Annotated in this window: 11 protein-coding genes and 1 tRNA gene; 7 read left to right on the forward strand and 5 right to left on the reverse strand. The window is 33.6% G+C overall.

What is annotated here, in order from left to right:
• Positions 1-5: 5 nt before the first annotated feature.
• The 4 genes from ACQH1V_RS00215 (at position 6) to ACQH1V_RS00230 (ending at position 5,216) form a co-directional block, all read left to right on the forward strand.
• A complete protein-coding gene (locus tag ACQH1V_RS00215; protein ID WP_425360100.1) occupies positions 6-548 on the forward strand; it encodes a helix-turn-helix domain-containing protein in 543 nt (180 codons plus the stop codon).
• Positions 500-1,057, forward strand: coding sequence for an IS630 family transposase (locus ACQH1V_RS00220; RefSeq protein ID WP_425360101.1), 558 nt, complete (start codon positions 500-502; stop codon positions 1,055-1,057). The genes ACQH1V_RS00215 and ACQH1V_RS00220 overlap by 49 nt, the downstream gene beginning before the upstream one ends.
• Positions 1,058-1,257: 200 nt before the next feature.
• Positions 1,258-3,072: a hypothetical protein gene (locus ACQH1V_RS00225; protein ID WP_425360433.1), complete on the forward strand. Its 1,815-nt coding sequence runs from the start codon at positions 1,258-1,260 to the stop codon at positions 3,070-3,072.
• A 209-nt stretch (positions 3,073-3,281) separates the two neighbouring features.
• Entirely contained in the window at positions 3,282-5,216 is a 1,935-nt protein-coding gene (locus tag ACQH1V_RS00230) for a hypothetical protein (protein ID WP_425360434.1), read from the forward strand.
• A 556-nt stretch (positions 5,217-5,772) separates the two neighbouring features.
• On the opposite strand, the gene ACQH1V_RS00235 is transcribed toward ACQH1V_RS00230, so the two are convergent.
• The 3 genes from ACQH1V_RS00235 to ACQH1V_RS00245 form a co-directional block, all read right to left on the reverse strand.
• Entirely contained in the window at positions 5,773-7,623 is a 1,851-nt protein-coding gene (locus ACQH1V_RS00235) for an AAA family ATPase (protein WP_425360435.1), read from the reverse strand.
• Between the two features lie 215 nt (positions 7,624-7,838).
• Positions 7,839-8,267: an ATP-binding protein gene (locus ACQH1V_RS00240; RefSeq protein ID WP_425360436.1), complete on the reverse strand. Its 429-nt coding sequence runs from the start codon at positions 8,265-8,267 to the stop codon at positions 7,839-7,841.
• 69 nt (positions 8,268-8,336) lie between these two features.
• On the reverse strand, positions 8,337-8,825 hold the full coding sequence (locus ACQH1V_RS00245) for a histidine kinase dimerization/phospho-acceptor domain-containing protein (RefSeq protein ID WP_425360437.1): 489 nt from the start codon (positions 8,823-8,825) through the stop codon (positions 8,337-8,339).
• 330 nt (positions 8,826-9,155) lie between these two features.
• Here ACQH1V_RS00245 and ACQH1V_RS00250 point away from each other — a divergent pair, with 330 nt between their 5' ends.
• Entirely contained in the window at positions 9,156-9,950 is a 795-nt protein-coding gene (locus ACQH1V_RS00250) for a DNA adenine methylase (protein WP_425360913.1), read from the forward strand.
• Here the strand turns inward: ACQH1V_RS00250 and ACQH1V_RS00255 are convergent, their stop codons facing one another.
• Positions 9,951-11,609, reverse strand: coding sequence for a hypothetical protein (locus ACQH1V_RS00255; protein ID WP_425360438.1), 1,659 nt, complete (start codon positions 11,607-11,609; stop codon positions 9,951-9,953). It lies immediately after the preceding gene.
• A gap of 139 nt (positions 11,610-11,748) precedes the next feature.
• Positions 11,749-11,825: transfer RNA gene (locus tag ACQH1V_RS00260), tRNA-Asp, on the reverse strand.
• Positions 11,826-12,079: 254 nt separating this feature from the next.
• Here ACQH1V_RS00260 and ACQH1V_RS00265 point away from each other — a divergent pair.
• Complete coding sequence (locus ACQH1V_RS00265) at positions 12,080-12,142, forward strand: hypothetical protein (RefSeq protein WP_425360914.1); 63 nt, start codon at positions 12,080-12,082, stop codon at positions 12,140-12,142.
• A 230-nt stretch (positions 12,143-12,372) separates the two neighbouring features.
• Positions 12,373-13,323 (forward strand): hypothetical protein, encoded by a 951-nt coding sequence (locus tag ACQH1V_RS00270; protein WP_425360439.1) that lies wholly within the window; start codon positions 12,373-12,375, stop codon positions 13,321-13,323.
• Positions 13,324-13,339: the final 16 nt, after the last annotated feature.

Genomic DNA, 13,339 nt, shown 5'->3' on the forward strand with positions numbered 1-13,339 from the left:
TAAAGATGTCTAGAGGGTATAAGGTATTAGAAGTTAATGTAGAAGAAGTGAAACAATTAATGAATGAAGCAAAGACTAAAGAAGAATTTAGACGTTATCAATCAATCTATCTAAGAGTGAGTGAAAAAATGCCGACATCATTGATTGCTAAAGTTACAGGATTATCAGAAAGTCATGTTCACAGAACCCATAGTCAATGTCGGAAAAAAGGCTTAAAGGCACTATGTAGCAGGAAGAAAGGTGGGAGATACAGAAGTTATCTAACTCAAGAGCAAGAACGTGAGATGCTTAAAAAGATAGAACAGAATGCCGTTAATGGTGGGATAGTAGAAATTAGCAAGGTGCATAAGATTTTTGAGGAAACGGTTGGTAGTAAAATAGCACGTTACACAGCTTATAGGCTGCTTCATAGGCATGGGTGGCGTAAAATTGCACCAAGACCATACCATCCTAAACAAAAGAAGGATGCGGTAGAAACTTTTAAAAAAAGTGGCCTGATATGGTTAAAGAAGCAAGAGTATCAGCAGCAACTGAAGGCAAGGAATTAAAGATATTCTTCCAAGATGAGGCACGTTTTGGTCGTATAGATTCATTAAGGCGTTGCTGGGTTCCGGCTGGAATCAGGCCTTTACTTAAGAAACAAATTATTCGTGAATATACTTATACTTATGGGGCAATTTGTCCATTTGACGGTGCTAGTTGTTTCCTTATTTTGCCTTTAATGAACCAAGATTGGATGATGTTAATGCTACAAGAAATGGCAAAGCGTTATAAGGATAATTTTCTTTTAGTAGTATGCGATGGAGCTGCTGCACATAAACTCGATAAAGAATTATTACCTAATAATATTAAACTAGCTTACTTGCCACCATATAGCCCACAATTAAACCCACAAGAAAATATATGGGATGATATGAGGGAAAAATTCTTTTATAACCTAGCTTTTGATTCAATGAATGCTATAGAAAATCAACTAATCACAGCATGTAATTATTATGAAAATAATCCTGCAATTGTCAAATCTATATGTGCTTGGAATTGGATAGTATCTTGTTAATTAGATAGTGATTTGGTATAAAGGCTATAGAGGAAGCAAAAGTAAAAGAATATACCCCCAATATACCGGTTGTCAAATTATTTGAGGTAGTAGGTGGGGATAATCAGTTTAACGATGATGATCAGGCTACTATCAAGGAAGTATCAGAGCTAATCCGAGAAGGTAACGATCGCCTGCAAGAACATGGCAAGAAGGGGCTATTGCTGCTTGGTAATACCGGGGCTGGCAAGAGTACACTAGCTCACTTGCTTAGTGGCAGAAAACTGCAAGCTATTAGGGATGATGAAACTGCCGAACTGGTTATTGAGGCGATGCAGCCTCTTACTGATATTGTCATTGGTCATAAACTGGCTTCCGAGACTAAGATTCCTAATAAATGTTTTGTTAAAGACCTAATCATTTGGGATTGCCCTGGCTTTAATGATACCGAGCCTGTCCAGGAAATTGCTAACAACTTCTATATTAAAAGGCTTTTTGAGACTACAGATCAATTAAAATTTGTGTTGGTAATAGTTGAATCAGATTTAAGGAGTAAAAGAGGCAATGATTTCCTTGAAACTTTGTCTAATTTTATGAAAAGTTTTAATGATATTGGCTCTATAGAGGGTAGCATATCTTTAGTAGTTACCCAGGTACCAAAAGGCAAGGATACACAGCATATCCAAAAATCTATAGAAAAAATATTAAAAGATAACCAAGGGACAACAAATGACCACAAAGACCTGATTAGTAAGCTCAAATCAATACATCTATTCTATAAACCAATTGAAGAAGGTGAGTTAACTGTACCTGACTTACTTGCGGAAATAGACAAATCATCCACATATTCTGACGCTAATAGTGAGATGGTCAACATAGCTATTTCGAAGAAAGCTAAGGACTGCTCATTGCATCTGTTAAATACTGCGAGTAATAATTTTAATCAACTATTAGAAGTTATAGTGAAGGCTATTGCTGATGCAACTCACTGCTTAAATGTTAATCCACTCAATGCATTTTCCGAAAATTATGCGATTGTCAAAGATTGGGTTCCGTCATCAATTAATTACAATGAACTAAAGCAACATAGCGAAGGTGAATATTTTCCAGAATTGGAATTATTATCAAGATTACAAAAAGTGCTTAACTATAATCAAATAGATAACATACCAGATGCCTTAATGATCTTGCAGATAGCAGTGGAGCTTTTTGCTGAATATGCTGAGTCTGATAATTCTCAGCTTCAGAATCGGATACAAGATTACGGTTATTGCTTACAGCAGCAATATGAATATGTGAAATTCTTCGCTAATGTCTGTGAAACTAAATTACCTGATCATGCAAAGATTGCAGAGTTAATAACAGCTTGCCACGCTAAGGTAACAGAAAATCTTGAGTACCAAGTTAGTAGTTTGAAGATTGATGAGGAGCAATCTAACCCAGAATATTATCATAAAGCTATAAAATATCTAGAAAATTATCAAGACTCTCCTGCCTGTAAGAATCTTAAGGCTATAGCCTATAGTTGCTTAGCTAGTATTGCTGAGCATGACAGTGCCAATGAAACTGCATTTGCTTACTATGCAAAAGCTATAGATGCCAATAGCCACCTACCAAAAATATATGAAGAACTAGGGCAACTATTTTTTAACAAAGGTGAATATGCTAAGGCAATTGACTGCTACAAAGTAGTGAATAATGCATTTAAGATAAAAGTCTGTTTTAAAAAATGGCTAAAACAAGATCAAGAGAATCCCGATATAATGTTAAAACAGGCTGAGTATTTTGAGTCTATAGGTTTATTTGAGCAAGCCAAAAAATATTATCAGCACGCATTTAGCCTAAGTCATGATGACAATTTTAAGGCTGCCGCTTTAGAAAAAATTGGCAATATTATGGTTAATACTGCTGCTCAGGGACAAAATTTTATTACCAGAGCACAGGAACATGATTTTTACAATTATGACCTGGTAGATGAAGCATTTACCAAAAATTTGCTTGGCGACATAGTTTTAAAATGTGATTTGTATTGCTAAAAAATTGCAAAGCAGTTTTGCTACAAGTATACGTTGTTTGATAAATTATTATTTAATCTTTTAGATCAGGTTGAATGGCTATAGCCCATTGCTTTAATAGGGTACGATACGTATCTAATGAGGGACGTAGTAGATGGCTATTACGTTTACTCCACCTGAGACTATGACGTAATTGATAAATTTTGACCTAAATATAAAGAGAGGAAAAAATGCCATTAGACAAAACTATTATACATCAAATAACAACTAACTCTATTACTACTCTTGATCTTAGTAATACAGGGATAGGAGATGCTGGAGCCAAGGATTTAGCGGAAGCCTTAAAGATTAATAAATCTATTACTTCTATTGATCTTTGTTATAACAAGATAGGAGATGCTGAAGCAAAGGCTTTAGCAGAAGCCTTAAAGGATAACAAATCTATTACTACTCTTTATCTTCATAATAACCAGATAGGAAATGTTGGAACACAGGCTCTAGCAGAAGCCTTAAAAGTTAATAAAGCTATTACTTATTTTAACCTTAATAATAACAAGATAGGAGATGCTGGAGCACAGGCTCTAGCAGAAGCCTTAAAGGTTAATAAAGCTATTACTAATTTTTACATTGATAGTACTAACCCAATAGGATCTGTGGGAGTGAGGTATCTAGCAGAAGCCTTAAAGATTAATAAATCTATTGCTAATTTTGGCACTAGTTTTAAGAATGTAGGAGATATTGTAGCAAGTGAGATAAAAGCAGCCCTGCAGATTAATAAAGACTTTCCTGCAGAAGCAAAAAAAGAGGCTCTAGTAAAACAATACATAGCTGAACAAGAAGTAAAAGAATATATCCCCAATATACCGGTTGTAAAATTATTTGAGGTAGCAGGTGAGGATAATCAGCTTAACAATGATGATCAGGCTACTATAAAGCAAGTATTAGATTTAATCCGAGATGGTAATGACCACCTACAGGAACATGGCAAAAAGGGGATATTGCTTTTTGGTAATACCGGGGTTGACAAGAGTACACTTGCTCATCTGTTAAATACTGCGAGTAATAATTTTAATCAACTATTAGAAGTTATAGTGAAGGCTATTGCTGATGCAACTCACTGCTTAAATGTTAATCCACTCAATGCATTTTCCGAAAATTATGCGATTGTCAAAGATTGGGTTCCGTCATCAATTAATTACAATGAACTAAAGCAACATAGTGAAGGTGAATATTTTCCAGAGTTGGAGTTATTATCAAGATTGCAAAAAGTGCTTAACTATAATCAAATAGATAAGATACCAGATGCCTTAATGATCTTGCAGATAGCAGTGGAGCTTTTTGCTGAATATGCTGACTCTGATAATTCTCAGCTTCAGAATCAAGTCCAAGACTATGGTTATTGCTTACAGCAGCAATATGAATATGTGAAATTCTTCGCTAATGTCTGTGGAACTAAATTACCTGATCATGCAAAGATTGCAGAGTTAATAACAACTTGCCATACTAAAGTAACAGAAAATCTTGAGTACCAAGTTAGTAGTTTGAAGATTGATGAGAACCAATCTGACCCAGAATATTATCATAAAGCTATAAAATATCTAGAAAATTATCAAGACTCTCCTGCTTGCAAGAATCTTAAGGCTATAGCCTATAGTTGCTTAGCTAGTATTGCTGAGCATGATGGTGCCAATGAAGCCGCATTGGCTTACTATGCAAAAGCTATAGATGCCAATAGCCACCTACCAAAAATATATGAAGAACTAGGACAACTACTTTTTAACAAGGGTGAATATGCTAAGGCGATTGACTGCTATAAAGTAGTTAATAATGTACTTGAGATAAAAGAATGTTTTAAAGCATGGTTAGAACAAGATAAAAGAAATCCTGATATAATGCTAAAGCAGGCTGAGTATTTTGAGTCTATAGGTTTATTTGAAAAAGCCAAAACATATTATCACCATGCATTCAGCCTAAATCAGGATAAAAATTTTAGGTCTGAGGTTTACAAGAAAATTGCTAACATTATGGTTAATGCCGCTGCTCAAGGGCAAGATTTTGCTACCAAAGCAGAGGAGCAGAAATTTGACAATTGTGACCTGGTAGATGAAGAATTTACCAAAAATTTACTTGGCGACATAGTTTTAAAATGTGATTTGTACTGCTAAAAAATTGCAAAGCAGTTTTGCTACAAGTATAGGTTGTTTAATAAATTATTATTTAATCTTTTAGATCAAGTTGAATGACTATAGCCCATTACCTTAATAAGACACGATGCGTATCTAATGAGGGGCGTAATAGGTTACTATTACGTCTACTCCACCTGAGACTATGAAGTAATTAATAAATTTTGACAAAAATAAAAGAGAGGAAAAATGCCATTAGAACAAGCTCTTATACAACAAATAATTACTAACTCCATTACTACTCTTAACCTTAATAGTAACCAGATATAGTCAATTCAGGGGAATTTGGTGCTAGGAACGATGGAGCGACGCCTATAAGTAATAGGCGAGCGACGAGTGACGACGTCACCAACTTCCCATCAATTGACTATAGGAGCTGCTGGTAAAACAAGACTAATTCCTACCATAGAAAAGAAATTCTGAGTTTATGATTGACTCCTACTGGAAGATTTAATATCACCATATACATTGCAAAAACCTAAAGAAATATTAAGTTAATTGTTATTATTTAGGTTCTTGTATTTATATATTAAATAGTTTAAAGATTCACCACATCAATCTGATATTCTAGAGCCACTTCTTTACCACAAAAAGCCATAGCAATTTTGATAATTTTCTGAACATGAGAGTGTTCTTTTATTTTAGTCTCATATTTTTTTCTCATGATTTGATCTAGCCCATCTTTTGCGATAGATTCTAGAGTATCAGGAGATTTGCATATTTTATATTCAATAATAATAGCATTATTCTGCTTCCCAGCCTTAGGTAGCAATATAATATCAGCTCTACCACTGCCTGTTTCTCTCTCACTATCTATGACATAGCCAGGAGATAAAGTGTTAATTAAACCTAGCATAAAGCCGCTATAAAATAACTCGGCTTTTTTCTCGCCAGTTTGATGAAAACTAGTAGCGTTTAGTAATAATTCTTGCAGCCTTTCTTTGAATTCTTCTATTTTACCTGCGGGCAACAAACTAGCAAACGAATAGTATCTAGAACTATCTATCTTTAATTGATCGGTTACCCATTGCAATACTCTTGTTTCATAAATATATTTTACTTCTTCATTAGGTATCGATAATTCATAAATATTTCTTTCTGGTGCTATGGCAGTTGGGCTTAGATAACCACTAAATAACAATAAACTAAACAGTCCTATTGGTTTATTGATATCAGCAAAAGTAATTTGTTTGGTAATAGGTGAGATTATACTTACACCTACCACTAATTGTTGGAGATCGCTTTGCATTTCATCGGACAGTAATATTTTATCAACAAGCCCAGTGCCACCGCTATCAAGCCAATAATGATCAAGTTTTCCTTTATGAGCCAAACATTGCATAATCGACCATGGATTATAGATAATCTCCCCACCAAAACTATAGCCATTATACCAAGCTTTAATTTGCTCAGGATTAGTTGCTGTTGCTACTTTTGTTAACAATTCATCAACTTCTGCTTGAGTAAAACCATAAAACTTAGAATATTTTTCATCAAGCAAGCTATATTCACTAACATTATTCAAATCCGAAAATAAATTAGCTTTAGCAACTCGTAATATGCCGGTTATTACGCCTTTCTCTAAATAAGGATTAGTTTTTAAACTACTGCCAAACATCCCGCGAAACATTTCAAGTACCTGTTCAAATTCTTCTGGCTTGTTACCAAACTTAATGTATGAACTATTGATCGGCGTATCGTATTCATCGATCAATATGTAAACTTTTTGACCAAAATGTTTATATAGTACTTCACTCAAAACACGTAAACTATCTTTTAAGTCATTTTTCTCAAGTTTCCCATCAAAATATCTCCTTAATTTTTCTTTTTGGGCATTATTTAATAGTCCTGTATCTTCTGTTATATGATGATTTAAATAATGATGATTTGCAAATAATTCTATAATTTGATCCTTAATGCCTAGTTCTATTTCCTGATAACTACTGCCTTTTACATCTTTAAGATTGAGCAAAATCACCGGAAATTGACCTTGACGTTTCATGCTACTTGCATCACTCACAATTTTCAAAGATTTTAGTTCTTTAGTTTCGTCAAATCCTAAATCTACTGTACCACCAGTAAATAGCTTGTTATTTACTCTATCCTCTTCAGGTAAAGGCTTACCTCCCTCATCCACCTCTATCTCAAAAAATTTTTGAAGCATGTTCATATTCAAACTTTTACCCCACCGCCTTGGTCTGGTGATTAGGATGACATCTCCACTATCGGCTAATAACTCTTTTATCATTAAGCTTTTATCAACAAATACATCACTATTTAACAATAACGTCTTAAAATCATCTGTACCTGTTCTCATTCTTGGTGGCATATTACTTTCCATATAAATATCTTGATTGGTTGTATTATGATTAGAAAGTTTAATAGTCATATTATTTGATTATATTTAAAAATAAATATTTAATTACGTAAATTGTACCATAAATAAGCTATCAGCACTAGCAATTATCTTTTTGATTGTCTTTCTGATAACTTAGGAATCTGGAATACTCCTGCTAAAAGATTGCTATAATAAGCCTCTATAAGTTTCTAGTGTATAAAGGCTTTCGCTTAAACATATTTTATAATATTTAACTATAAAATCACTTACAATTCATTATAAATCATACCATCAAGTAAAGGTAATTTAACCGGAACGTTACATACGAAAGTTGTACCTTTACCCTCGATGCTTCTCACGTCAATATCGCCATGCAAATCCTCTATGAACTGTTTGACAAATGCCAAACCCAAACCAAGACCCCTATATTTTGTCCTAGATTCAAGTTTAGTTAATTTTTCATAAATATATCGTTGCTTATCGATAGGGATACTAATACCTGTGTCATTAACAATAAATTCTAAAATAACATTTCTAGCATCTTGAATATCCTTATCTTGTTCTTGAGTTTTAGCTGCAAATAAATTAACTGTGATCATCACATGCCCTTGCTCAGTAAACTTAATGGCGTTACTAATTAATTGATCTAATATTGCTTGTAATCGGTAATTATCACCAAGGATAATATCCTCCATATCATATTGAAAACTACAGGCAAGTCTTAAACCTTTATGCGATGCTGCTGGTTGTGCTTTAGTAATGCTTTACTCAACTAGTTTCTTCAGGTGAAATTTTTTAGAAATTACAGCTGTTGGCATGACATGACTTTTAAGAAACTCAATCATATTATTGGAATAATCTAGTAACTCTTGAGTACAATTCACAATAGTAGTTATGTAATCCTTTTTGTCAGGCTCAGTCTCTACCTCATGGAGAATGGTTAATAGTGAAAAAATCCCGTTACAAGGAGTATTGATACTATGTCCTATATTGTTGATTAAGTCTAACCTGATTAATTCTGATTCTTTAAGTTTGTTCTTTACTTGTTGTAATTCTAGTTCCAAAATTTTGAATTTAGTAATATCAACATAATTTCCTACTGAGTTCATTATATTTGTGCTTTGGTCAGATGTTGGTATTAATGTAGCAAATGTTGGAGCTAATGTAACATACCAGCCCTGTCCTGTAAGATTTTGCTTAATATTATCGATTTCATTTACATCTTCTTGTTGATTCTTAACATTATTTGTCATACTATATCTGTACTGTTTTTGATTACAAAAATGGAGGCATAGAGGTTAAACTGTAAGGCTGAACTTAATGACTTAACCTCTGTGCTTGATCCTAGATTGATATAGGATCACCATCACATTTATCACCCTTTTTCTGAGGAGTACAGAGCATTTTTCACTATTTTGCACAAATTTCTGCCAATATATCTAAAAAACTGTATAAAAGAGACATCAAGAATATCAATCGTGTCATAAAAAATAGAACAAACCTTTTAAATATAGCACTTTCACCTGGCATTGCAGTTTATTTTATGGTATAATTTATCATTAAGATATTTAACTATTAATGCTATGTTATCCGTTACCAATAAACCACAACCATTTTTACACTGGGTCGGTGGTAAAAGAAAAATTACTGATAAATTAATTGAACATATCCCCTCAGGATTAAATAATTATTACGAGCCATTCCTTGGTGGAGGTGCACTATTTTTTCAAGTAAGACCCATGTTCAACAAATGCTTTTTGTCTGATATTAATCTTGATTTAGTTACTAGCTATAATAGCGTTAAAAAAGATCCAACTACAGTGAGTAAATTACTGAAGGAACATAAAGAAAATCATTCAAAAGAATATTACTACCAAGTTAGAAATAATAATACCAACGATCCCAACAAAATTACCGCAAGGTTCATATATCTCACTAGGTACGCTTTTAAAAGCATATATCGACTAAAGAAAGACGGGAAGTTGGCACTATGTTTTTCTACTAAAAAATATGGCACATCTGACATTGATGAAAAGCTAAAACAATGTAGCAGTTTTTTAATGGATACATCCATTTACGCCATGGATTTTTCCTTTATTGAACCACAGAAAAATGATTTTGTTTATTTCGATCCACCATATCATCAATCAGGCGAGAAATTCTATACTATGTTACCATTTGACCAAAGTGAACAAATCAGACTTAGGGACTTTGTTAAAGAACTAGGTAGTAAAGGTGTAAAGACGATGATTTCTAATAGCGATACTGATTTTATAAGAGATATATACAAAGACTTTAATATCCGTACTGTAGACATTAAATATTCCATATCGCAACAAAGAAAAGTCTCTTATGAAGTGATTATTACTAATTATTGACTAATTACTTTTATCTACCGCAAGTAGCTCATAAGTGAAGCCTTCTGCTTGAAAAGCTGATTCTAGGATATTTCTATAACTGCGAGTTATCATATAACTAATAAAATCTGTCTGTGGTTTAAGAATTACTCTCTTGTTGATGCGATCTTCCTCTATTACTGTCAGTTTACTAAATATTACTTGATCCATAGTAACCCCGTAACTTGCTATTATGGATCGTCTGATCCTGTCCCATACTAAGTCAGGACTTAGCTCTGACATGTAAGGTTTCTCCCCATCTGCAAGCACTTTTTCACTTTTGGCTTGTTGTTTTACCATCATAAAGGGGGTAAATGGTATGATTTGTAACTGCTTTACCTTATGACCATATACTGCTTGTACTTGCTCTAATATCTTAGCTTTAATATGTTCTAACAAAGAAATATCTTTTAACAGCTTTATCTGATATTGTTCATCTTGCATTACTGAACCAAATGCACAACTAGTTAATAACTCATAGGCAGTATCACAGTCAAAAACTCCTGCTAACTTACTCTTTAATTTGGCATGCCTATCAGTATTTGTACTATTTTTAATCTTCTTCAAATATCGCTCTTTAAGTGTATCTTCATTGCTAGATTTAAACTGAAAATTGTCCTGATTAGCTCTGCTACTCTCCCGCAATTCATATGCTAAAGTTTTAGCCATATAGTTCAATACTACTTTTTTGTTACAAAAATGATGATTAGGATATTGCTCCGCTAGTTTTAGCAATAATTTATTAATAAAAGCTAAGTTAAATTCTCGGTTTGATCTCAACTGCAGTAAATCAGCGTCTTCCTCTATTAGTGGATAAAAATCAACTAATTTCTTTTTCTTGAACCAGCCCTTATTATTATCAGGCTTACTGTTATCTGATACTTTCACATTGGAGGAACTTGATGCTACCAGTTCAGTTGTTAGAAAAAATTTTTCTGTAAGTCTTGTTAAGGCTGTGCAGAGCGGTACTGCCCCTAGTACAGCACCTTCAACAATATCCTTAGCTTCATCTATTCTCTCGTCTATTCTCACCTCTTCAGGCTGCAAGTTTTTTTCTTGCAGCTGGTTTTGGGTGTAATCCAACCCTGGATCATCTTTATCAACAACATTTTTTAAAACAACTGATTCGCTAGATCTAGATTTATTATATTTATTATTATCTATAATATTGTCTGGTTGAAAATTTTTTCGAGTTGATCCGAAATTATCTTCGCTTTTACCAAAAAATTTTTTTGTGTAATGCTGAAAATTTTTTGCCAATTTTATACAGGGGGTATTACGACATTTGATTTTATGTTTGACTATTGTGGCTAGATGAAGATGAATAAAACCACCATCTTGTAATTCAAGCATACATTGCCTAATACGTCTTTGACATAGTTTAAGTTCTTGTTCGAAAAAATAATAACTTTCTTGTAGTTCATCGATGTTGTTATCATGATAAACTTGCAAACGAAACACTATTAAAGACAGCAGTTGACGGGCAGTTTTACTTAAAATCTTACCACCACTAGTTCTAAGATCAAACCACTCAGGTGGCACAAAATTACCAACAAAATTATAGAAAATAGTATCATTGTCAGTATTATTAGCACCAATATCGGCAGTAGGGGTAGAGGAAGAGTTGACTATTTGCTGCATAATCCCTCCAACTGAACAGCAGTACTAAAGAGGGGTTGAGGGCAAATGTACTCCTTATTTTCCAATCCGTAAGGAGCATATAGGGAGCATATGGATTGCTTTATAAAATTACAAAATCCCTGAAAGGGTAATAAGTAACTGGCGGGAGTGACGGGACTCGAACCCGCGACCTTCTGCGTGACAGGCAGACGCTCTAACCAACTGAGCTACACCCCCTTTTCAATATCTATAACATATAGGCAAGTCGTAATATATATAAAGTCAACCCTTTTGTCAAGAACTCATCAGTAACTTGTCAGGCGTTGCCTAGAAACAGTTGGTATACTCTTCAAATCATTTGAGTATATGAAATAAAATATTGCTAGAGTATGATAAGTGAATAGCAATAAGGAGAACAAATCTCAGGGGAATGGAAAGAATGTAAAACATACAAATTTGAAAACATAGTGAAGAATGGTTTACAAGATGGGGTGCAAAGATATAAATGCAAGATTTGTGGTTGTGTTTTTCGAGGTAAAGAAGCAAAGTTATAGTGCAGAGTTTAAAATAATTGACTATAACTGCTGGATAATGGGAGAGAAGGAAGAACTTGTTGTATGGGCATTAAAAACCACCCATTATAGCATAATATGTATATCACAAAAGCAACAACATTACAAGCATAAGAACTTAAAAAAATATGTATTTAGTAAAATTGCTAGTAGGAACCAACAGAATATATTATAATATACGCAAGTATATTCAATAACTAACTGGTTATAATATGTCTGAGAAACGTGATATTAATGAAGAATTTGAAAAAGTATCTAATGATTTAGATAAAGAATTATCTAAATTTGAAAAAGTGGGAGATATCTTCAATGATTCATTAGATAGGATGGCTGGTTCCGTTTCCGATCAGGAAGTAGATAAATTGCTAGAACAAATGCAATCTGAAGTGAATTTAGATAAGAAAAGTGCAGCATTAGGCAAACAAAAAGATCAAGAATTAGCAGATAGGCTTAAGGCTATAAGAGATCCAAGACCTACGGAAGAAGCGTTAAAAAATCCTGCACCAATACCAACTGTCAAAGAATTAGAGGATAGACTGAAAAAGTTAAAAGATTCAACAAAAATTGTTGAAAAGCAAACTGCCGAAAAACCGCAAAAGAAAATTAGAAAATTAAATGAAAAATTAAAAGATAATGAGATTAAACAGTCTCAGTCGATAAAACCAATAAAAAAAGCAGTTAATAAAGCAGCTACCAGCTCAAAGGATAATAAGTTACAGACTAACGCTCCTGCAGCATTGCCAGAACCGGTAATTAGGGAACCGTCTGAATCCGATAAGAGAGATAAAGACACTTTGCCACCATCAATGACCAAACCTGAACAAACAACAGGTTGGTTTGCAAAAATTATAAACGCTATTATAGAGGTTATTGTTGATAATATTAAAGGACTCCTTGGTAAACCACAAATTCAAGATACTACTAAACAGCAGAGTCAACAAATGCCGTTAGAGAAAGTGCAAGCAGATGTTAAGAAGCTAAATGAACCATTAGTAGCATTTAAAAAGAGACAAGAATTAAGGACAGATAGATTAAGACAAAGTCTACAAAAGGTTAGGCAAGGAAAAACCCCTTCTAGCACTTCAAAATTATCCACAATCTCACCAACAAAGGCACCAACGAAACCACCAGTAATTAGGCAAAAACCTAGTAATAATAGATAAAACTACTTCCTTGGAA

This window comes from Candidatus Tisiphia endosymbiont of Ceraclea dissimilis, assembly GCF_964030735.1.
In the GTDB taxonomy this organism is placed as follows: Bacteria; Pseudomonadota; Alphaproteobacteria; order Rickettsiales; family Rickettsiaceae; genus Tisiphia.

Coding starts and splice junctions, on each gene's coding strand:
- ACQH1V_RS00240 (WP_425360436.1), bottom strand. CDS start 8,267: ATGGAGGATATTATCCTTGGTGATAATTACCGATTACAAGCAATATTA.
- ACQH1V_RS00250 (WP_425360913.1), top strand. CDS start 9,156: ATGTTATCCGTTACCAATAAACCACAACCATTTTTACACTGGGTCGGT.
- ACQH1V_RS00245 (WP_425360437.1), bottom strand. CDS start 8,825: ATGACAAATAATGTTAAGAATCAACAAGAAGATGTAAATGAAATCGAT.
- ACQH1V_RS00235 (WP_425360435.1), bottom strand. CDS start 7,623: ATGACTATTAAACTTTCTAATCATAATACAACCAATCAAGATATTTAT.
- ACQH1V_RS00270 (WP_425360439.1), top strand. CDS start 12,373: ATGTCTGAGAAACGTGATATTAATGAAGAATTTGAAAAAGTATCTAAT.
- ACQH1V_RS00220 (WP_425360101.1), top strand. CDS start 500: ATGGTTAAAGAAGCAAGAGTATCAGCAGCAACTGAAGGCAAGGAATTA.
- ACQH1V_RS00215 (WP_425360100.1), top strand. CDS start 6: ATGTCTAGAGGGTATAAGGTATTAGAAGTTAATGTAGAAGAAGTGAAA.
- ACQH1V_RS00230 (WP_425360434.1), top strand. CDS start 3,282: ATGCCATTAGACAAAACTATTATACATCAAATAACAACTAACTCTATT.
- ACQH1V_RS00255 (WP_425360438.1), bottom strand. CDS start 11,609: ATGCAGCAAATAGTCAACTCTTCCTCTACCCCTACTGCCGATATTGGT.